At 59.1% G+C, this 19,953-nt stretch carries 18 protein-coding genes and 2 pseudogenes; 13 read left to right on the top strand and 7 right to left on the bottom strand.

What is annotated here, in order from left to right:
• Positions 1-132: 132 nt before the first annotated feature.
• From GR197_RS32450 to GR197_RS23130, 3 genes and pseudogenes are all read right to left on the bottom strand, one after another.
• Positions 133-361, bottom strand: a pseudogene (locus GR197_RS32450) (DNA repair exonuclease); the annotation flags it as partial.
• Positions 362-430: 69 nt separating this feature from the next.
• Positions 431-2,476, bottom strand: a complete 2,046-nt coding sequence (locus GR197_RS23135; RefSeq protein ID WP_164013790.1) for an SPFH domain-containing protein — start codon at positions 2,474-2,476, stop codon at positions 431-433.
• Positions 2,477-3,013: 537 nt separating this feature from the next.
• Entirely contained in the window at positions 3,014-3,454 is a 441-nt protein-coding gene (locus GR197_RS23130; RefSeq protein WP_164013888.1) for an RbsD/FucU domain-containing protein, read from the bottom strand.
• Between the two features lie 193 nt (positions 3,455-3,647).
• On the opposite strand from GR197_RS23130, the gene GR197_RS23125 reads away from it, so the two are divergent.
• The 4 genes from GR197_RS23125 to GR197_RS23110 are packed head-to-tail and all read left to right on the top strand — an operon-like array spanning position 3,648 to position 8,246.
• Complete coding sequence (locus GR197_RS23125; RefSeq protein WP_164013788.1) at positions 3,648-4,646, top strand: LacI family DNA-binding transcriptional regulator; 999 nt, start codon at positions 3,648-3,650, stop codon at positions 4,644-4,646.
• Positions 4,643-6,160: a sugar ABC transporter ATP-binding protein gene (locus tag GR197_RS23120; protein WP_164013786.1), complete on the top strand. Its 1,518-nt coding sequence runs from the start codon at positions 4,643-4,645 to the stop codon at positions 6,158-6,160. The genes GR197_RS23125 and GR197_RS23120 overlap by 4 nt, the downstream gene beginning before the upstream one ends.
• On the top strand, positions 6,160-7,203 hold the full coding sequence (locus GR197_RS23115; protein WP_204330350.1) for an ABC transporter permease: 1,044 nt from the start codon (positions 6,160-6,162) through the stop codon (positions 7,201-7,203). The genes GR197_RS23120 and GR197_RS23115 overlap by 1 nt, the downstream gene beginning before the upstream one ends.
• A 53-nt stretch (positions 7,204-7,256) precedes the next feature.
• Complete coding sequence (locus tag GR197_RS23110) at positions 7,257-8,246, top strand: substrate-binding domain-containing protein (RefSeq protein ID WP_164013781.1); 990 nt, start codon at positions 7,257-7,259, stop codon at positions 8,244-8,246.
• A gap of 157 nt (positions 8,247-8,403) precedes the next feature.
• On the opposite strand, the gene GR197_RS23105 is transcribed toward GR197_RS23110, so the two are convergent.
• From GR197_RS23105 to GR197_RS23095, 3 genes are all read right to left on the bottom strand, one after another.
• Positions 8,404-10,659 (bottom strand): bifunctional diguanylate cyclase/phosphodiesterase, encoded by a 2,256-nt coding sequence (locus GR197_RS23105; protein ID WP_164013780.1) that lies wholly within the window; start codon positions 10,657-10,659, stop codon positions 8,404-8,406.
• Between the two features lie 178 nt (positions 10,660-10,837).
• Complete coding sequence (locus GR197_RS23100; protein WP_164013778.1) at positions 10,838-11,431, bottom strand: general stress protein; 594 nt, start codon at positions 11,429-11,431, stop codon at positions 10,838-10,840.
• A gap of 31 nt (positions 11,432-11,462) precedes the next feature.
• Positions 11,463-11,780, bottom strand: a complete 318-nt coding sequence (locus tag GR197_RS23095; RefSeq protein ID WP_164013776.1) for a PepSY domain-containing protein — start codon at positions 11,778-11,780, stop codon at positions 11,463-11,465.
• Positions 11,781-12,039: 259 nt separating this feature from the next.
• Here GR197_RS23095 and GR197_RS32445 point away from each other — a divergent pair.
• A pseudogene (locus GR197_RS32445) lies at positions 12,040-12,330 on the top strand (hypothetical protein); the annotation flags it as partial.
• 445 nt (positions 12,331-12,775) lie between these two features.
• On the top strand, positions 12,776-13,966 hold the full coding sequence (locus GR197_RS23085; protein ID WP_164013774.1) for a DUF932 domain-containing protein: 1,191 nt from the start codon (positions 12,776-12,778) through the stop codon (positions 13,964-13,966).
• 375 nt (positions 13,967-14,341) lie between these two features.
• On the opposite strand, the gene GR197_RS23080 is transcribed toward GR197_RS23085, so the two are convergent.
• On the bottom strand, positions 14,342-14,713 hold the full coding sequence (locus GR197_RS23080; RefSeq protein WP_164013772.1) for a MarR family transcriptional regulator: 372 nt from the start codon (positions 14,711-14,713) through the stop codon (positions 14,342-14,344).
• Between the two features lie 95 nt (positions 14,714-14,808).
• On the opposite strand from GR197_RS23080, the gene GR197_RS23075 reads away from it, so the two are divergent.
• The 7 genes from GR197_RS23075 to GR197_RS23045 are packed head-to-tail and all read left to right on the top strand — an operon-like array spanning position 14,809 to position 19,950.
• On the top strand, positions 14,809-15,348 hold the full coding sequence (locus GR197_RS23075) for a hypothetical protein (protein WP_164013770.1): 540 nt from the start codon (positions 14,809-14,811) through the stop codon (positions 15,346-15,348).
• A 3-nt stretch (positions 15,349-15,351) separates the two neighbouring features.
• Complete coding sequence (locus GR197_RS23070; protein WP_164013768.1) at positions 15,352-16,023, top strand: lytic transglycosylase domain-containing protein; 672 nt, start codon at positions 15,352-15,354, stop codon at positions 16,021-16,023.
• Entirely contained in the window at positions 16,020-16,319 is a 300-nt protein-coding gene (locus GR197_RS23065; RefSeq protein WP_164013766.1) for a TrbC/VirB2 family protein, read from the top strand. Before GR197_RS23070 ends, GR197_RS23065 begins: the two co-directional genes overlap by 4 nt.
• Positions 16,320-16,324: 5 nt before the next feature.
• On the top strand, positions 16,325-16,663 hold the full coding sequence (locus GR197_RS23060; protein ID WP_164013763.1) for a type IV secretion system protein VirB3: 339 nt from the start codon (positions 16,325-16,327) through the stop codon (positions 16,661-16,663).
• Complete coding sequence (locus GR197_RS23055; protein ID WP_164013762.1) at positions 16,656-19,022, top strand: VirB4 family type IV secretion/conjugal transfer ATPase; 2,367 nt, start codon at positions 16,656-16,658, stop codon at positions 19,020-19,022. Before GR197_RS23060 ends, GR197_RS23055 begins: the two co-directional genes overlap by 8 nt.
• Positions 19,019-19,720 carry a P-type DNA transfer protein VirB5 gene (gene virB5, locus GR197_RS23050; RefSeq protein WP_204330349.1) on the top strand — a complete coding sequence of 234 codons (702 nt, stop codon included), beginning with the start codon at positions 19,019-19,021 and terminating at the stop codon, positions 19,718-19,720. Before GR197_RS23055 ends, virB5 begins: the two co-directional genes overlap by 4 nt.
• Positions 19,717-19,950 (top strand): EexN family lipoprotein, encoded by a 234-nt coding sequence (locus tag GR197_RS23045; protein ID WP_164013760.1) that lies wholly within the window; start codon positions 19,717-19,719, stop codon positions 19,948-19,950. The genes virB5 and GR197_RS23045 overlap by 4 nt, the downstream gene beginning before the upstream one ends.
• The last annotated feature ends 3 nt before the right edge of the window (positions 19,951-19,953 follow it).

Below are 19,953 nucleotides of genomic sequence, written 5' to 3'. Positions count from 1 at the left end.
CTCGTTTTTTTAAGTGGCCGGCATGCTAGTCAATATGAACTATCCTTGAGCAAGACAAGAGCCGGTTGCAGAAGCCGCGATCTCGGCTTCGCCGCCGACGATCTAAGCCTATCGGCCATCACCTAGTCCTATCGACATCGCAGCGTGATTGCTGCGGATCTGGAAGCGCCAATCGACGCTCGGTGCAGCCGTTCCAGCTGGCTTGCCAAGAAGCGTGCCGTCTTCATCGACGTCTGATCGCCGTCATGGAGATTGCCGGCGATGACCGCATCGATTATTCGTCTAGGCGCAGGTCAACCATTCGCCATCAGCGCCTGCTGTCGCTCCCGAGATCATCCAGCTCCGCATTGCAAAGTGCCAGGAAAGTCGAGCGATCGCAGCCTTTTGGTCGGGTCGGCAAAATGGGCCGGCATAACCGGCCCATCCACAATTACTGCTGCTCGGTCGGCGCCGGCACCGCAGGAGGTGAAGCCGGCTGCCCAAGCCGATCGGCGACCAGCATCGACAGCATCATTTCCACAAGACCATTGGTGGCGCCCTTTTCGCCGCCGCCACCACCGACCTGGATCTGCGGCACGAGCGGCAGCCTGCCGTTTTCGATCGCTTCAGCAAAGCGCATGAGGACCTGCGAGTGGAGCTGATAATCCGGTCCACCGAAGGCCGCGACCTTCTTCTCGGTGGCCTCCGCTTCCGCCAAACCGATGGCGCGCACCTTTTGGGCATCGGCAAAACCGGTCGCCTTGATGCGTTCGGCATCGGCGAGCGCGACGGCCTTGATACGATCGGCTTCGCCGAGGCCGGCGAGGCGCACCTTCTCGGCTTCGGCCTTTGCGGTAACCTGAATGGTCTCTGCCTGCTGACGGGTGCGGGCGAGTTGCGCCTTACCTTCGTTCTCGCTGATCTCGATGGTCAGTGCCGATGTGGTGATCTTCGCCTGCTGTTCGGCCAGCGCTTGCTTCTCGCGCAATGTGCGCTCCTGGACCGCCGCCGCCTCCTGCAATTTATAGGTCTCGACCTTTTCAACGGCTATCTGACGCTCGCGCAGCTGGATCAGAATCTGCTCGATGCTGTTCTGGCCATTGTTGGCCCGCGGCGTACCGATCAGCACTTCCTGCAGTTCGAGGCTGTAGGAGTTAAACTTCTCGCGCATTTCGTCGCCGGATTTACGCTGAATTTCGCTGCGTTCCTGCAGCAGTTCGATCAGGGTCTTGGTCTGGGCGATATTCTTGAAATAGGCTGAGACCATCGGATCGAGCGTCTGTTCGACCAGCCGTTTGATATCGCCGAAACGCTGCACGACGAGGGGCGCCTTCATATAGTCGATATGCACGACGACCGAGAGCGGCAGCACCGGTTCGAATGCATCCTTGGTGATCAGCGATACTTCGGAAAGATTCTCGTCCAGCCTGTGCTCGCCGAACTGTTCCTTGGTCCACTTCAGCACGAAGTTGGTCGTTGGCACGATGATGATATTGCCAGCAAAGGTGTTGAACGCATATTTGCCCGGCAGCAGCGGCGTCGACCAGACACCGCGGGCGCCCGTCTCGACCAGTTCGCCATGACGATAGGATGAGCCGGAAATGTCGGCGCTTCGCCGGCCGGTGTAGGAGACGACGACACCCACCGTGCCGACGTCGATGATCGTCTTTTCCACAAGTTCGACGGTTGCGAAGATGCGGTTGAGGAAATAACTGCCGTCGGCAAGCACCTGCAATTGCCGGCCGCGATAACCGCCGGCATTGAGAAACTTCTCCGGATCCTGAAAATTATTGTGGAAGTTCGGATCTTTCGGGTTGTTGGCAACGGTCGGCGCGATGATCTCGCCATCCGGCAGCGCCGGACCATCATGGATGGTGACGATGCCGATCAGGTCCTCGGCGTCGTGGATGACGACGGGCTCGAAGCCATTCCGGTCGGCAATCAGCGTCGACATGTCGGCGAACAGTCGTTGTTCCGATGCGTTCAGGTTGACCGCATAGTTCGATTGTGCGGTCAGCACGATGAACTGCGCGAGATTGATGGCATAGGTGCCTTCGCGTAGGATCTTGCGTTGCGGCCCCTTCTGGCCGCCTTTTGTGAGAAAGCCGCGCACATCCTGAAAATCATCGGCGTCGACATTGGAGGCAAGCGTCTGGGTCGGCGGCAGCGGCTCGCCGTCACGGGCGAAAACATAGCCGATCTGGCCCTGCGGAATGGTTACGAGATTGGCGCGATGCATCGAATACTGGAACGGCATGAAGAAATGCAGGCCGCCGCGCACGACTTCCGGCTGGAAGCCGGCCTCGCCATAGAGCGCAATGAAGCCATTGTCGACGGAGCCGCGAAAACTCCAGAGCTTCTCGAGAATGCCGAGCCTGTCGTTGGGGATGTAGCGGATCACGCCGCTCCACCGGAAAAGAATTGCCACCACGATGAGCGTGACGGCGATTTCGATCGCCTTCCATCCCATAGGGCTCAGGTATTGTAAGGTTTCCATCTTTTCTCTCGTATGGGCGCGCGGGTTCATCCACCCGATGGCCGCCCGGTTGGTGTTGGTTGATAAGACGGGGAGATGGCGCGCCTATTTGCTCGAGGCACTAAAGGTGCATCGAACGCTTGGGCTGCTCATTGTCTGGGAAAAACGACCGCGCGTCCCGAGTCCCCGATGAGGGGCGGCGTGGTCGTGAATGCTCTCACATCGGTGTCGCCTTGATAGACATGACGATGGACGACGTAAGGATTGCGCCTATAGGTTTAAAGATGCTCGATGCGGAAATCAGGCAAGTACTTCCAGCGATTTCGATATTTCGAGCATTCAATTCTACTGAATTATACCTGGTTCTCGAAATCCATATAAATAAAGGGGCTTCTGGTTTCTGCGATAACTCGAGAGATCGAAATTCGGTTCCGGCCTCTCGCCCCCGATCAAAGCGTTCAGCCGGGTTTTAGCCCTTGCCGACAAGCAACGGGTGCGGACCAGATGGAAGTTCGGGGCCCCGCAGCCCAATCGCCGGAACTGTTTGATGGTTGACCCTCAGAGCACGCCCTTCCTCAGGATGAAGTTCCCATAGGGGCGCGATTCAGCGGTCTGGATGATCGCAAACGATCGCATTGCAAGGGGATAGTAAGCAAACCTCTCGATGGGTTGGCTCGCGATCGAGCGCCCTTCCGCCTCACCGCACACATCGATGACGTCCCGGTGCACTTCCAGCAATTCACCCGGCGCGTCGACGGCCTCCATGTGCGTCAGCGGCGTGTCGCCGGATCTGTCCAGGGGCATCATCTTGAGGATCCCGCCCACCGCAGTTGGTGCATCGACCCCCTCCAAGATGAGAAGCTTTCCGCTCGTGGTCTGGGTCGACACCCGAAAGCCCGAGAAGTTTCGATCGACGATGGCCAATTCGTCGCCATGACCCATAGAGGCCATAACCCACAACAAGTCGGCAGTCACGAACGGCGGGACACCCTTCAGCACGTCATTTCCCTCCCAAGAGATGATCACGAATTGGACAGTATCGAGAAAAAAACGATTGCGCAAACGTTTCGATGGCGCTAGCGTAATCATATTCGCGGATCCTTGGAGAGCCTTTTTAAGGTTGGAGTTCCGCCTGGGAGGAAAATTTGAGACGTTTTCTTGTTGCGCTGCCGGCGAACGCCGGAGCGCGCTCATGACCACGATTTCCGAAGTTGCAAAGGCCGCGGGGGTTTCGGTCTCCACGGTTTCCCATGTTCTCAACAAGACGCGCTACGTGTCGCCCGAGAAGGCGAAGCTCGTCATGGAGGCCGTGGACGAGATCGGGTACATCCCGAACGCGGTTGCGCGCTCTCTCAAATTATCGTCGACCGGCACGGTCGGCCTGGCGATTTCGGCGATTTCGAACCCCTACTTCAGCGACATCATCTGCGCGATCGAAGCCGAGTGTTCCAAGCGAGGCTTGATCGTATTTCTGTGCGATACCCAGGACGATCCGGATCGGGAACTGGAGCTCGTCCGGCATCTGCACCAGCGCCGGGTCGACGGGATTATCCTTGCCGCGTCGGGCGATCCTCAGAAAGCGCTGGATTACCTCCTTGACTGCGATGTTCCCTGCGTGCTCGTCGACAGGCTCTCCGATGATCGTTTCGATCAGGTCGGGACCGACAATAGGGCGGCAATTCGCATGCTGGTCGATCACCTCGTCACGCTCCATCACCACCGGGTGGGGATCATCCTCGGCCAGCCTGGATTTGCGACGACCGTGGAGCGCACCAAGGCTTTCCGGGAAGCTATGACGGAGAGGGGAATAGAGGTCCCGCATGCTTTCATCAGCAACGGCAACCACAGCACTGCCGACGCCGCCGCTTCGACGCACCGTTTGCTGGAGCTGAAGGAGCCACCGACAGCAATCCTTGCCTCAAACAATCTTGCGATGATCGGCGCGATGAGAGCCATTCGGGAACGGGGACTTCGCGTTCCCGCCGACATTTCGGTGCTCGGGATCGATGATTTCGAATGGGCAGACTACTTCGAGCCGCGCCTGACGCTAATGGCCCAGCCTTGCGATGAGATTGGCAGGAAGGCGGCCGATTTGCTGATTGCACGGATCGGCAACAAGCACCGCCCCCGCGAGACCGTTCGACTGTCGCCGGTTTTGCGGGTTCGTGAATCGTGTGGAGAAGCAGCATGAACCAGGTTGTTCTTTCGGCGAAAGGGGTCACCAAGCATTTCGGCGGGGTTCAAGCGCTGCGTGGCGTGGACTTCGATCTTAAAGTGGGTGAAATCCATGCCCTGCTTGGAGAGAATGGCGCGGGCAAATCGACGTTGATGAACCTGATGTCCGGTGTGCACACGCCGGACCAGGGAGAGATCTTCATCGATGGCAAACCCGCCCGGTTTCACAGCCCGCGAGATGCACAGGCGGCGGGAATTGCAACGATTTTCCAGGAACTGGATCTCGTTCCTAGCCTGAGCGTCGCGGCCAATCTCTTTCTTGGCCGTGAGCTGGTCCATCCCCATGGCCTGCTCGACGGAAAGGCGATGCTGCGCGAAGCGCGCAAAAGACTGGAAGCAATCGACCGATCGATCGATCCCGCCCAGCTTGTCGGCGAGCTTTCGATCGGCCAGCGCCAGGTCGTCGCCATTGTCAAGGCGCTGTCCTATGCATCGCGCGCTCTGATCATGGATGAGCCGACGGCAGCATTGACTGTCGGCGAAGTCGATCGATTGTTCGATATCATGCGCGGGCTCGCATCGTCAGGCGTCGGTATCGTCTATATTTCGCATCGCCTTGAGGAAGTGCCGCAGATTGCCCATCGCGTAACGGTCATGCGCGACGGCAAGGTCGCCGGTATTACCGAACCGAACGCGCCACAAGCCCAACTGGTGCAGCTTCTCGTCGGCCGTCCGTTGAACGAGCTTTACCCGCCTCGATCGGATCGTGTCGGTGACGTGTTGCTGAGGATGCGGCAGGCCTCCTTCCGCCCGCACCGGGCGTCACCCGGCTGGCAAGCGCCATTAAAGATCGACCTGGATGTTCACCGTGGTGAAATTGTCGGCTTGGCTGGTGTGATGGGTGCAGGGCGAACGGAGCTTCTCAGCGCTCTCTACGGGACAGGCGTGCCGGGCAGATGGCAGGGTGAGGTTACCATTGGCGGCAAGCCGGCAAGGCTTAAATCCATCGCCGCGGCGCGTCGGGCGGGTCTCGCCTTCGTAACCGACGATCGGCGCGGCGCCGGGCTGATGCTGCGTATGTCTGTCGGCCTCAATCTGGTCATGTCGATCATTCGCCGAATATCCCCAAACGGCTTGTTGTCCGCGCGCCGACAGGACGATGCGATCAAGAGCTCGTTCGGGAATTTCGACATCCGTCCCAAGAATCCCGGGATCGCGGTGGGTGCTCTGTCCGGCGGCAACCAGCAGAAGGTCGTGCTTGCCAAGGAAGTGCTGGGTAATCCCAGCTTGTTGCTTCTCGACGAGCCGACCCGCGGTGTTGACGTCGGAGCAAAGGGGGAGATTTACGCCCGCTTGCGCGAATTTGCCTCGGACGGATTGGGCATCCTTGTCGCCTCAAGCGAAATGCCTGAGCTGATTGGCCTATGCGATCGAATAGTGGTTCTACGCAACGGCTGCAGCGTTGCCGAATTTTCTGGCGGGGTGAGCGAACACGAGGTTCTGGCCGCCGCCAACGGGAGGGAGGGATGATGTCCGAACAGCAAATTACGTCGAGTTCTTCGATTCAACCGGCAAAGCGCATCGATCCGCTTGCGGTGATCGTCCGCTTCCAAAGCCTGATCGGCCTTGTGCTGGTCTTTACAGGCGGCATCATATTCTCGCCGCGCCGGCATGGGGTCATCCTGTTCATTCAACCCGACAACATCGCCAACATCGTCCGCGCGGTGTCGGAAACCGGCATCATCGCCATCGGAATGACGTTCGTGATCATAACCGCCGGGATCGATCTCTCGGTCGGGGCCACCCTTGGTCTTGCGAGCGTCGTCACAGCAACATTGATGGTCTCCGGCGGTTTTGGGCTGATTACGACGGTGCTGGCAGTGCTGCTGATGGGCACTTGTTTCGGCTTGGTCCAGGGAGCGATCTCAAGCAAATTTCGGCTTGAAGCCTTTATCGTCACTCTTGCCGGTTTGCAGGCAGCTCGCGGGCTTGCACTCGTCGTGTCGGGCAATCAGTACATCAATATCTCTTATGGCGATGGCCCTGGGCTGGCTCCCCCCATCTTTGCGGTTCTCGGCGGGCGATTGTTCGGCAACGTCGTTCCGGTCGCCACGATCGTCTTCTTGATTTTTGCCTGCATCGCAACGCTGGTGCTGAACACGACCAGGTTCGGCCGTTACGTCTATGCCGTCGGCGGCAACGAGCGCGCCGCTCGCATCTCAGGTGTTCCGGTCTCGGCAATCAAGATCGCCGTTTACGCCATTACCGGCTTTGCATCCGCGCTGGCCGGCATCGTCCATGCCGGGCAATTCAATTTCGGAAGTGCCAATGATGGCACCGGATATGAACTGACGGCCATCGCGGCTGTCGTCATCGGCGGGACCAGCCTGTTTGGCGGCTCGGGGTCCATGGTCGGAACGATCGCCGGTACGATCATGCTTGGCGCCTTGGCCAATATTCTTCAGCTCAACAACATCACGCCGGCCATGCAGCTGCTGTCTACAGCGGCAATTATCGTTCTGGCGGCAGTCCTTCAATCCCTCGTTCGTCGCCGCGAAGGATTGGGCAGGTAATGTGGCGGCATCTTCCGGAGGGTGGATCCGGGACCAATGTGGAGGAGAAAGTAATGACACAGAATGCACTTCGATTTTCGAATGCCGGCCGCATGGCACTTATGGCGGGCTCATGTCTTTGTATTGCCGGCGTGGCCCAGGCTGCCGATCCGCTAGTGAAGGCTTGCGCCAAGGATGGCGAATTCGTCATCGGCTTCTCGCAGGCAAACAATGCGGAGCCCTACCGCCAGCACGTCAACGATGAACTGGAAGCAGCCGCCAAGGCAGTCCCGCAGTTCACACTGCAGATTGCCGACGGGGCAGGCAACGTCAACACGCAGACGTCGCAGGTCGACAATTTCATCACCCAAAAGGTCGACCTTCTGTTGATTTCGCCTTTCGAGGCGGCTCCGCTTACACCCGCCGTCAAGCGGGCAATGGACGCGGGTATCCCGGTCATCGAACTCGATCGCAAGACGAACGGTGAAGCAGGCAAGGATTACACAGCTTTCATCGGAGGCGATAACTACAAGATTGCGTTGGCGGCCGGCGAATATACCAGCAAGACGCTTCTTCCGGATGGCGGCGAGGCCGCCGTGCTGCAGGGGCTGCCGAGTTCGACACCGGCGGTCGAACGGCTCAACGGCTTCAAAGATGGCGTGAAAGCCAATTCCAAGATCCAGATCGTGGCAGAACAGGCGGCTGACTGGCTGCCGGATAAAGCGCAAACGGCGTTCGCCGCCATGCTGCAGGCCCATCCCGATATCAAGATGGTCTATGCGAGCAACGATATGATGGCGGCCGGTGCACTGCTTGCTGCAAAAGGTGCCGGCAAGAGCGTGAAGATCATCGGCACTGACGGCTTGCCTGGGCCTGCCGGGGGAATTGAGGCGGTCGCAAAGGGCGACTGGTCCGCGACCTTTACCTATCCTACCGGAGGGAAGGAGGCGATCGACATGGCAAAGTCGATACTGCTGGACTGCGCGTCGTCTGTTGAGCCGACGGTAACGGTCGATACCACAGCCATCACGCCCGAAAACGCGAAGCAAATGATGGGCAAGTAAAGGCGCAGGCTCAACCCGGCTGGGCGCATCTGCCTAGCCGGGTCGAGCCAATCAATTGGCTGGAGCGCATCGAGCCCATGCTGATCTCGATGCCGCCCCCGGTGGCCGGTTGTGGAACGCGCAAGCCTGGAGTGCTTGGGGATGCAGGGTATGGCCATCAACCTGCCGCTGTCAGTCCCTCGTCCTTCGCACGGCAAAATTCGATCAACTGCTCCGAGGTCATTGGTCGTGCCAGCGCGTAACCCTGCAGCAAATGGCAGCCAAGATCTTTCAGGATCTTCGCATGCTCCATTGTCTCCACACCCTCTGCGACGATGTCGATGTTCTGTGACCGGCCAATTTCTATGATCGAGGAGACCAGACGGCGTTGAGATGGAGAGGCGATAATCGGCTTGATTATTTCCCGATCGATCTTCAACCTTCGCGGCTCAAATCTCAGTAGACTGACGATACTGGCATGTTCGGTGCCGAAATCGTCGATCTCGATTTCAATGCCGAGCTCTTTGACAGCTGGAATTATCTCATTGAGAACAGGCTGGAGATGGTCGAAGGAGATTGTCTCCAGCAACTCGAAACACAGGCGGCCCTTCGCCAGGGGAAGCTCGGACAGTTCCGCAAGCAGATTTGCCTGTGCCAGTCGACGTGCTGAAATGTTGACCGAGACACGCGGGATCTGCATTCCCAAGCTGTCCCATCTTGCAAGCTCGAAGAGAGCCTTCTGCAGGATCAGCCGGTCCATGTCCCCGCTACGCCCCAGCCTTTCGGCGACATCAAGAAATTTGTCTGGGCCGAGCAGCCCTTTTTTCGGGTGATCCCACCGGGCAAGCGCCTCAACGCCGGCGATAGTCAATGTGTTCGCATCGAACTGCGGTTGGAAGAATGCAACGAGTTCATCGCAATCCAGCGCATGATGAAATTCGTCCGCCAGTTCTTTCGAAAGTATCGCCGCGCTGCGAAGCTCTTCGGTGAAAACGGCGGCGCGGCCGCGGCCCGTCTTTTTTGCCTCGTACAGAGCCAGGTCGGCATTCAGAAGCAATTGGCTGAGGTCACGGCCACGCGCCCCCGGGGTCTCCCAGGCGACACCGACGCTAGCGCCGACGGCACACTCCACGCCATCGATAAAGATTGTCTGCTCGAGGGTGCCGACAATCAGGCTGGCCAATGCCGTTGCTTTAGGCTCGGGATCAGCACTCCAGCTGGCGAAGATGAACTCATCTCCGCCGATCCGAGCGGCGACCTCGTTTGGTCCGGCCAACCCGGCAAGGCGCGACGCTGTCGCTTGCAAGACCGTGTCACCGCCGGCATGCCCTTTCGTGTCGTTAATCTCTTTAAACCGATCCAGGTCGATATGGATAAGTATCAGACAGTCTTCCGCATCGGGTCGCGGCGGCTGCGAGATGATCTGGTCGACAAATCGTCGATTGGGAAGTCCCGTGAGTGCGTCATGCAGCGACAGGTATTCCAGCCCCTGCCGTGCTCGAACGAGCTTTTTCTTATGTAGGCGAAGCTTTTCAATGGTTCTCTGGCGTGATTTCGTCAGAAAACCGACCCAGATAATCGGCGCAACGACACACAACGACAAGAGGCTCGCATAGAGCTCAAAAATGCCGATCTCGCTATTTTGGCCCCATCCGCCCTTGGGCGCCGCGGCGAGGGTCCATCGTCCATAAGTCATATCGACGGAGGCTTTAACCGGCTTCTTCGAAAAAGTTTGCAGGCTGCCGAGGAACACTTTTTTAGGCAGATCCGGCTCCGGTACGCTACTGATGGCGATCTCAAGATCGGTCGATTCAAGGCCGCTTTCTCGGTAGAGCTTTGGTATGTCGATCAGCCCAGACAGCAGACCCCAAAAGACCTGGCTCGTTCCGTTAGTGACATAAATTGGCCATCTGACAACAAAAGCGGTTCCACCTTGGACGAGGTCCACTGGGCCGGTCAGAACGATATTATGGGTGTTGCGCGCCAGCATTGCGCTATCCCGTTGCTTCTCATTCGTTCGGTAATCGAGCCCGATGGCCTTTTCATTGCCTTTTTCCGGATAAACCCATTTGACCACCATGCCGGGGGCTGCGGCGAAGCTGCGCAGTTGTGAGTCAGGTTGCAAGATCTGCGTGGCAAGCTTGGAAAATCGGTTTTGATCCATCGTCGGGTCGACGGCAATTCCAGCCGCCAGCCCTTGCAACAACTTCACATTGCTATTGAGGTTCGTCTGGAGACGAGATGATATGGTGGCGAGCTCTCCGGCAACAAGGGAGCGTTCATCGGCGAGCGAGCGCTCGAGCCGCCAGTTCGTTGCAACAGAGACGACGATGATTGCAATGATGGCAGCAAATATCGCGGGAGCAAATGCGCCTGTTTTGCCTACAGCGCCCGCGAGGCTGCGCACCATCTTTGGATGTCTTCGAAACTTCATCAGGTTGCCGGTGTGGATGACAAGCCTGCACCCTTGCACAGTTTGTTTAAGGCAACGCTAAACCGAGCACTGATCTGATGGGTTCTTTCGCCGTATCAATTCGTGCTCTTGACCAGCGTGCGGTGACTGTCATGGAATGAATAAACGCGCGCCCTTTGCAGGGCGCGCCGGGTCAGTCTCAGAGGCGATAGCGACTGCGTTCTTTTGCGACTTGTTCTGGACTATAGGGGTCGAGCGCGTCATCGAACCTGGTCCACCCCTCTTTGGTGTAAGCGGCGCGGCGTGTGGCCGGGTCGACCCAGTTTGATCGCTTGAGTATCGCTTCCGCTTCCGGGACAAGCGCGTCCTGGACCCTGGCGGTGACCAACGAGCCACCCCGGCGAACGCCTTCGGCATAGACATTTGCGTCCTCGTCAGAGACGCCCGAACTCGTCATTGCGCCGATGATGCCCCCTGTCGCACCGCCGGCGACAGCACCGGCGGCAGCGCCGGCGGCGGTTGCGGCCAGCCAGCCTGCTGCGACGACTGGGCCGACACCCGGGATGGCCATCAACCCAAGGCCTGTTAAAAGGCCGCCGGCGCCGCCGACGACCGCGCCAATGCCAGCCCCAGTACCGGCGCCTTCGCCAGCATTCGAATCTTCGCCGTAGCGATTGTCGGCATTATTCGAAACGATGCTAATGTCATTGGAAGGAACACCGGCGGACTCAAGCGCGCTGACTGCAGAACTTGCGTCGGTATAATCATCGAAAAGTCCAGTTACGGTTCTCATGTTCATTTCTCCTAAGTGCTTATTTATTGCGTCACTTGGCGACGATGTTTCCCTGGTAGTCGAGAGCGATCACGACGGCCTTGCCGTCCTTCATGCCCGATGCCATCCAGATGCCCTTGTCATCTTTCTTGAGGTCCTTGATCTCGGTATATCCGGCCTTTTCAATGCGATCCTTTGCCTGACCCTCGGTGAAGCTGTTGGCGCCTTCCACCGGGGCGGTCGCATTGTTTGATCCAGGCGTTGCAACGGCCGGCGTCTTGCCGTCATTCGTGGCTGCGGGCGCCGTCTGGGCCAGTGCTGACAATGCCGAAGCGCCGAGAAGCGCAGCAGTAAAAATAAACTTGTTCATGGGAATTTCCTCTCGTGCCGGACCTCTTAGATCCGTGAGCAGAAAACCTCATGCGGCCCTATTCGTTCCACGTTCCAGAACTTAATTTCGAATGCGGGGCTTTGCTGATTTGCTGTTGAATCAAAGATCTGGCGCAAGGAATCGCCGACCCTCCATCGGCGCGAGGGACGAATGGTGAGCTGGGCTTGCTTCGGCGGCATGCCTTGTTTGACTGCGGGATGGGGGGATGCCGTAGAGGGAGAGAGGGGAAGGGGATTTCGTGACGGGTTTGGAGGCTGGAGAAAGTTCCCGCCGGCTCGTCACGGAGAAACGATATGGCAGGGCCATTCAGAAGATCACGCTCAGTGTCGGACGCGATATCCCCTTTGACAAGCTGGTCTTAAGCCAGCAGAACGTCCGCAAATCAAGGCTGGCGTCTCGATCGACGAGCTTGCCGAAGACATAGCGTGCCGCGGACTACTGACCAGCCTAAATATTCGAGCCGAAGTCGACGGTGAGGGCAAAGAGACCGGCTTCTATCGCATCCCGGGCGGCGGCCGGCGCTACCTCGGCAGGGTCACCAAGGCGCAGATCCTGCAGGCTGCGGGAGGCGAAGGGCGAGCAGTCAGCCGAACTGATCGGCCATCTCAAGAAAGCCGACATGGCTCGTGAGGCAGAACGTCTGCTGGACGGCAGCGGCTGACTTCCCGAGCCGCTGAGACTGGCGTTCGACGCGGCATCGGCTGATGTCGCAATGACAGTGACAACGACGCTCAGAAAAAATGTTGAGCCGCTGGATCTTCCGGCATTCCTGACCGAAGACGCAAATGTCAGCGACCTGACAGGAGGGCCAAACGAGCCCTTCCAGGAGGAACGTCTCGACGCTGCCCAATAGGTTCCACATCCGATGAGTGAGGATCCGGCCGTCGAGCCGGGTCTTCCACCATTTCCCATCTATCCGCGCGGTCCGACTCCGACAGGAGACCGGGCCGCTTGTATTCTACGGAGATAAAATCATGGACAGCATCACTTCCAGCTCACGGCCCGTATCCTCTGCCTATAAAGTCGACATCTCGCGCGGTGAGCGCATCGGCCGCGTCTCGTCCGAATGGTTTTCACGGCCGAGCGACGAACGCTATCTTTCCCTCGGCGACCTCTACGGTGCGGTCAAATCACGTGCCGACCGAGCCCATGCCCGCACGGTAGAGAGCTCGGCGATCCGTCTCGAGGCCAGCCGGGACAGTGCCGAGCGCCTTGAACTGATCGTGCCCGGAAACCAGAGCCCGATTGCGCCGACGCACTGGAGCTATGGCCAGCTCTGCAGCCTGGTCGGGGCGCCTGCCACCTATATGCGCCAGCTTCCCGCGCCACTCGCCGCCATCAATCTTCAGCATGGCCTGCTCAACCATCGTGCCGAACTCGTCAAGACGCTGGAGATGGACGACGGCCGTGTGGAATTGCGAGCCGTGACCGGTCCCGACTACGGCAGAATCTGGGACCACGAACTCGTGTCTGCCGTGATGAAGATCGCCGGCAACGGAACCGGCGACACGATCTGGAAAGTGCCGGGTCTTCTCGATTGGGCGAGCATGACGCACAACCCGTTCATCGATATCTCCAAAGATACGACGACGCTCTACGCATCTGATCGCGACGTCTTCCTGTTCCTGGTCGATGATACCCACCCGATTGAGGCGGGACGGTTGCCCAATGGTGAACCTGACCTCTTCTTCCGCGGCTTCTATGCTTGGAATTCGGAGGTCGGATCGAAGACACTGGGCATCGCTTCCTTTTACCTCCGCGCCGTCTGCGCCAACAGAAATATCTGGGGCTCGGAAAACTTCGAACAGATCAGCATCCGGCATTCGAAATTCGCAGCCGAGCGATTCGCTCATGAAGCAGCGCCCGCATTGACCAACTTTGCCAATTCCTCGCCCGCAGCCTTCGTCGCCGGCATTCGGGCTGCGCGCGAGCGGGTCGTTGCTCGCAACGATGAGGAGCGCCAAAACTTCCTGCGCCGGCGTGGGTTCTCGAAAGGCGAAACCGGAAAGATCATCGAAACCGTTCTTACCGAGGAAGGCCGTCCACCTGAATCGATCTTCGATTTTGTTCAGGGGATCACGGCGCTTGCACGTGACAGGACACACCAGGACACGCGTCTCGAACTGGAAGGCAAGGCCAGGAAGCTTCTCGAAAGCGCGGCCTGAAACACTTCAGCCCTCATTATGTTGCCGCCGACCGCTTGAACCGGGTCGGCGGTATCTTTTCCAACTGATGCCGCTAAGTCCTCAACACCGTTTTAGGACAAATGGGACGCACGGGCGGGGGCAGTCGGTCCCGCCTCCCTGCAGGCCGCTATGCTGAGGCTCCTGCGGCTGCCCTTGTGCCGCCCTTAGCGTGGCGAGATTCCCGAAATTCCGCCTGCGGCGGCGCTATGCTAATTTCTCCGATACTCTTCATTGTTTAACTGGAACCCGCCTTGCAGGGCGGGTTGCCCTATAGTCCCTGGCGACTGCCGCCGGCAGCGCGATGAGGACCAACCAGTGATTCGTCATCCTGCCCCTTTCAAGGTGTTAAACCAGTCAGTTTGATCCCGCATCCTGGCTGGCGCGGAAAGCGCTAAGCTTGTTCAAAAGGTCCTGTGAGATCTCAAACTGCCGTGCCGTTCCCCGGCCCATCGAGTTCTTCACCATCGTCTCGTCCAGCATTCGCCGTTTTACCAGAAGATCAACAGTCTCCTTGACCCCGCTCCGCGTCAGCTCGGTAATCTCGATGATGTTCGAGAGGGTTAGCTTCTGGTGAGCCTGGGTCATCGTGTAGAGGATCGTCATCATGCCGATCTGCTTCAGTCTCGCCTGGGGGGTCTCGTCATCGAGCGGATGGTTGAGGATCTCGTGCAGCACGAGCCCGGAGAAAGCCAGGTTGTGCCATTGTGTTTTAAACGCGCTTGTCATGCTATTTAACTGTGTTATATAAGTTAGTATGATTGCGAGCAATCAGAACAAGCCCTTCCGCGTGCGATAGGGCGTCGTCTCGAAGGATATTGTCCATGAAAAGCCTTCTCCTGAATTCATTGCTGGCGGCCTGCTTCGTAGCGTCACCCTATCTTATTTCCGGCAGTAAAGCGCAGGCGGAAGATTGGGGATGCCAGGTTATCCTGTGCCTTTCTAATCCCGGCGGGCCGAGCCAATATGCCGAATGTCGGCCGCCGATTCAAAAATTGTGGCGGGAGCTTGCCGAGGGGCACGGGTTCCCGACCTGCAGCGGCGTCGGTTTTCAGAGTTCACGGCCTGGCTACGAGCCCTATTATTGCGACACGGGCTACAAGCTGATGGGTGATGATAGCCGCGGTGGCCGGCAAGTGACCTGCGTGTCGACGGCACCGCAGCCGGTGAGCGAAAGCCTCTGCTGGAATAGCAATGACACTTATCACACCAGCAATAACTCGGTCCTTTTGCCACGTTGGCAGCGCGTCGACGGGCGCCGCCAGTGCATGGGCTTCCCGAACGCCCGCCCGAATGTGCGATCGCAACCGCACTATATAGACATCTCCATCGATGGCGCTGGCAAACAGCGGGTCTGGTACTGACCGATGGGTGCTGTATTCATCGATGTTGCGCAAAACTGCGCGCCGATGGTTCAAGTGGAGACGCTGGCCGGGATCGTGAGCCTTGAGAGCCGGTTCCAGCCCCTCGCCATTCGCATCAACAGCGGCCCTCCACTGGCTGCGCAACCCACATCGAAGGCGGAGGCGATCGAGGTTGCCGCGTCTCTGATCGCCAATCACCAGGATATCCAGATCGGCCTTGGCGGCATCAGGACCGAGGAGCTTCAAAAACTTAAGCTATCCGTTTCGGGCGCCTTCGATCCCTGCCTGAACCTCAAGGCTACGGCCACGCTTCTCGAACAATATTATCGCGCCGCTTTGCGCGTGGGCGACGTCCCGGCTCAAGCCGAGACAGTGATGCTTCAATCCTACTACGGTCGCGATGATCCATCCGTCGGCGCCATAGTCGAATACGACGAGCAAGTGCGCCAGGCAATGAAGAGGCTATCGCCAACGATTGCCTCCCTCACCATCGGCGAGCCTGATGTCCGGGCCGAGCCCGACGGGCAGCCGCAAGGTGAGCTGGCGCCAGCTCTTCCGAAACTGCCCTCCCAAGCCTTCCAAACTGCTGAAGCCGCATCGTGGGATGTGTTCAGCTCCCGACGAGAATCCTCTGTTCTCGTTTTCCAGAATGACCGATCGGAGCAAAGTGAATGATCTCCAAAGCCAGACTACGGCCCCTTGCCGCATCCACGCTCATGGCGGCTTCCATTGTCATCTGCATGGTCGAACCGGCCTTCGCCCAGGCCGCCGGCATCGAAACCGTCCTGCAGAACATCGTCGACATGCTAACCGGCAATATCGCCCGCCTGCTGGCGGTCATCGCCGTCATCATCATCTGCATCGCCTGGATGTTCGGATACATGGATCTCAGGCGCGCTGGCTTCTGGATCATCGGTATCGGCGGCATCTTCGGCGCCACCGAGCTGGTCAACACTATCGTCGGGAGCTGAGCGCCATGGCGAGCCTTCTGAACCTCGAAGATGACACGCTTTTTCTCGCCTGCACTCGGCCGGCGATGATCGCCGGCGTCACCGTGGAGGCAATGGGCGTCAACATCATGCTGACGACGATCCTCTATATCACCGCGGGATCAATCGCCTACGCGCTGGTCGGGATCGTCTTCCATGCCCTGTTTCGCGCGCTCGTCAAGCACGACCACAACATGTTCCGGATCCTGATCGCCTGGATCGAGACCCGTGGCCGTTCGCGCAATGCCGGCTATTGGGGTGGCGCCTCGCTCTCACCTCTGACGCTTGCCAGGCGCTACGACGAAAGGGACCTCAGCCTTGCCTAGTCTCACGACGCTGCGGTCCCGCGAGCTCGGGGCGGAGACCTTCATCCCCTATGTCAGGCATGTCGACAAGACGACAATCGCGCTGGATTCCAGGGCGTTGATGACGATGATCGCGCTCGACGGGGTTTCCTTCGAGACCGCTGACGTCAGGGACCTCAACGGTCTGCACCGTAATCTGAACACGCTCTATCGCAATATCGCCGACGAGCGGCTGGCGCTCTGGACGCATGTCGTGCGCCGCCGCGACAATGCCTATCCCGATGGACGATTCGCCAATTCCTTCTGCGACGGCCTGAACGCGAGATATCGCGAGCGGATGGTGCGCGAAGACCTGTTTCGCAACGATCTCTACCTCACCCTCGTCTGGCACCCCGGCCGCGATCCTGCCGAAAGGGCAGCCAATCTCCTCTCCCGGCTTCGCAGGGCGCGCCGATCCAATATGGAACTCGACGAACAGGCTCTGAAAAATCTGCGCGACCGCGTGGCGGACGTCGTCGCTGGCCTGCAGCGTTTTGAGCCGCGATTGCTGACCCTTCACGAACAGGACGGCATCCTGTTCTCTGAGCAGAGCGAAGTTCTCCACCAGATCGTCGGCGGCCGGCGGGAACCGATCCCGTTGACGGAGGGACGGATTTCTTCGGCGATCTATTCCGATCGTGTGATTTTCGGGCGCGAGACCGTCGAAATTCGTCATGAGGCCGAAAGCCGCTATGTCGGCATGTTCGGTTTCAAGGAATATCCGGCGACGACGCGCAGCGGTATGCTCGATGGTATCCTGACGGCACCTTTCGAACTCATCCTGACGCAGTCCTTCGCCTTCAGCTCCAAGGCAGATGCCCGCACCATCATGGGCCGCAAGCAGAACCAGATGGTCAGCGCCGGCGACAAGGCGGCCTCGCAGATCGAGGAACTCGGGGAGGCGATGGACGATCTGGAATCCAATCGCTTCGTTCTCGGAGAGCATCACCTTGCGCTTGCCGTCTTCGCGCCGTCGGTCAAGGAATTAACCGATCACATGGCGAAGGCGCGCGCTTATCTCACCAGCGGCGGTGCCGTCGTCGCCCGCGAGGACCTCGGGCTCGAGGCTGCCTGGTGGGCACAATTGCCTGGCAATTTCCGCCACCGCGCGCGCTCGGGAGCGATCACCTCCCGTAACTTTGCGGCCCTTGCTCCCTATCATTCCTATCCCATCGGCCAGAAGGGCGGCAACGAGTGGGGGCCGGCGGTCGCCATGCTGAAGACCGCCTCGGGCTCGCCCTTCTATTTCAATTTCCATCACGGCGACCTCGGCAACACCTTCGTCTGCGGCCCGTCGGGCGCCGGCAAGACAGTCCTGTTGAACTTCATGCTGTCCCAACTTGAGAAGCACGATCCGCATATGGTCTTCTTCGACAAGGATCGCGGCGCTGACCTCTTCGTGCGCGCGGCCGGTGGCAACTATCTACCGCTGAGGAATGGCATCGCCACCGGCTGCGCGCCGTTGAAGGCGCTGGACCTAACTGCGAAAAACAAGATATTCCTCACCGGCTGGATCGCTAAGCTGGTCAGGCCAGCATCTGGTGAACTATCGATCACCGAGTTGCGCGACGTCGCTTCGGCGGTCGACGGGGTGGCGGACCTGCCGGTGGAGCGTCGCTCCATCGGCGCCCTGCGCACCTTTCTCAACAATACCGATCCCGAGGGCATTGCCGCACGTCTCCGACGCTGGGAGAGGGGCGGGCCGCTTGGCTGGGTCTTCGACAACGAGACCGATGATATCGGCATCGGCGCCAGGTTCATCGGCTACGACATGACCGATTTCCTCGACAATGAGGAGATCCGCACACCGCTCATGGCTTACCTGTTTTATCGCATCGAGCAGCTCATCGACGGGCGCCGCATCATCATCGTTATCGATGAATTCTGGAAGGCGCTGCAGGATGAAGGCTTTCGCGATCTCGCCCAGAATAAGCTCAAGACGATCCGCAAGCAGAACGGGCTCATGCTGTTTGCGACCCAGAGCCCGCGCGACGCCATCGTCTCGCCGATCGCCCATACGATCATCGAGCAGTGCCCGACGCAGATCTTCCTGCCGAACCCTCGCGGCGACCGCACCGACTATGTCGACGGTTTCAAGCTGACCGAATGCGAATTCGAGCTCGTCTCGCGCGAACTCTCCGTCGAGAGCCGCCGGTTCATCGTGAAGCAGGGGCACAACAGCGTCGTCGCCGAATTGAACCTCAACGGTTTCGACGACGAACTCGCCATCCTCTCCGGTCGGACAGCCAATGTGGAACTGGCCGATACGATCCGCGCGGAGCTCGGCGAGGGCTCCCAGCACTGGCTTGCCGAATTTCACAAGAGAAGGAGGACAGCATGATCCGAGGACACACGATAAGGCCCTTGCTTGCATCGGCCTTCTTGCTGGCGCCGGCGATGCTCGCGTCTGCCCAGGGCATCCCGGTCATCGATCAGACGGCGATCGCCAAGCAGATCGAGAGCATCACGCAGCTCAAATCCCAGCTCGACGCCTTGAACCAGCAACTCCAGCAAGCCCAGCAACTCTACGGGTCGCTGAACAAGATCACCAATATGGCCGATGTCGCCACGCTTCTGAACGATCCGTCTATCCGCAAGGCGCTCCCGCAGGACTTCACCGCGATCGAGGCCCTGCTCAAAGGGTCCGGGGCCGGCGCTTTCGGCAGCTCCGCCTCGAAATTCCTTCAGGACAATTCCGCCTATCGCACCGATGCCGACGATTTCTATGCGCAGGAGCTTTCGCGCCTCCAGAACCAGAACGCGGGGCAGATGAGCTTGGGACAGCAGATCTACGATGCCGCCACCAAGCGCATCGACGGCATCGACGAGCTTCGCCAGAAAATTTCCGGTGCGGCCGACGCCAAGGATATCGCCGACCTGCAGGCTCGCCTTCAAGCGGAAACCGCTTTCCTGCAAACCGACGTCCTGCGCATGGAGGGCTTGCAGATGGTCCAACAGGCCCAGGTGCAGGTTGACGACCAGCGCAAGGCCGAGGACTGGCGCAAGCGCATGGACACGATGGGAGCGGTGCTCAAATGAGATGGTTTCTTTACAGTATGGCGCTGCTTTTCCTGGTTGCTTGTTCCCCACAGGCGGACAAGGTCTATTCCGTCGATGAACTTCCAGCCGACGACGCGCTACTCGCGAAAATCATCGGCGAATGCCGCAACAATCCCGGCAATCTTCGCAACACGCCCAACTGCCGCAACGCCGAGGCCGCCGACGACACGCCGCGGCTGGAGCGGATGCGCAAGTCGCTCGGGGGCTGAGCA

The sequence above is a fragment of the Rhizobium phaseoli genome (assembly GCF_010668805.1).
Taxonomy (GTDB): Bacteria; Pseudomonadota; Alphaproteobacteria; order Rhizobiales; family Rhizobiaceae; genus Rhizobium; species Rhizobium phaseoli_A.
The sequence above is the reverse complement of the archived record's forward strand: the minus strand, read 5'-3'. Positions and strand labels throughout refer to the sequence as shown.

Excerpts from the sequence above, each read along its gene's own strand:
- GR197_RS23135 (WP_164013790.1), bottom strand. The coding sequence starts at position 2,476 with ATGGAAACCTTACAATACCTGAGCCCTATGGGATGGAAGGCGATCGAA.
- GR197_RS23125 (WP_164013788.1), top strand. The coding sequence starts at position 3,648 with ATGACCACGATTTCCGAAGTTGCAAAGGCCGCGGGGGTTTCGGTCTCC.
- GR197_RS23120 (WP_164013786.1), top strand. The coding sequence starts at position 4,643 with ATGAACCAGGTTGTTCTTTCGGCGAAAGGGGTCACCAAGCATTTCGGC.
- GR197_RS23115 (WP_204330350.1), top strand. The coding sequence starts at position 6,160 with ATGTCCGAACAGCAAATTACGTCGAGTTCTTCGATTCAACCGGCAAAG.
- GR197_RS23110 (WP_164013781.1), top strand. The coding sequence starts at position 7,257 with ATGACACAGAATGCACTTCGATTTTCGAATGCCGGCCGCATGGCACTT.
- GR197_RS23105 (WP_164013780.1), bottom strand. The coding sequence starts at position 10,659 with ATGAAGTTTCGAAGACATCCAAAGATGGTGCGCAGCCTCGCGGGCGCT.
- GR197_RS23100 (WP_164013778.1), bottom strand. The coding sequence starts at position 11,431 with ATGAGAACCGTAACTGGACTTTTCGATGATTATACCGACGCAAGTTCT.
- GR197_RS23095 (WP_164013776.1), bottom strand. The coding sequence starts at position 11,780 with ATGAACAAGTTTATTTTTACTGCTGCGCTTCTCGGCGCTTCGGCATTG.
- GR197_RS23085 (WP_164013774.1), top strand. The coding sequence starts at position 12,776 with ATGGACAGCATCACTTCCAGCTCACGGCCCGTATCCTCTGCCTATAAA.
- GR197_RS23080 (WP_164013772.1), bottom strand. The coding sequence starts at position 14,713 with ATGACAAGCGCGTTTAAAACACAATGGCACAACCTGGCTTTCTCCGGG.
- GR197_RS23075 (WP_164013770.1), top strand. The coding sequence starts at position 14,809 with ATGAAAAGCCTTCTCCTGAATTCATTGCTGGCGGCCTGCTTCGTAGCG.
- GR197_RS23070 (WP_164013768.1), top strand. The coding sequence starts at position 15,352 with ATGGGTGCTGTATTCATCGATGTTGCGCAAAACTGCGCGCCGATGGTT.
- GR197_RS23065 (WP_164013766.1), top strand. The coding sequence starts at position 16,020 with ATGATCTCCAAAGCCAGACTACGGCCCCTTGCCGCATCCACGCTCATG.
- GR197_RS23060 (WP_164013763.1), top strand. The coding sequence starts at position 16,325 with ATGGCGAGCCTTCTGAACCTCGAAGATGACACGCTTTTTCTCGCCTGC.
- virB5 (WP_204330349.1), top strand. The coding sequence starts at position 19,019 with ATGATCCGAGGACACACGATAAGGCCCTTGCTTGCATCGGCCTTCTTG.
- GR197_RS23045 (WP_164013760.1), top strand. The coding sequence starts at position 19,717 with ATGAGATGGTTTCTTTACAGTATGGCGCTGCTTTTCCTGGTTGCTTGT.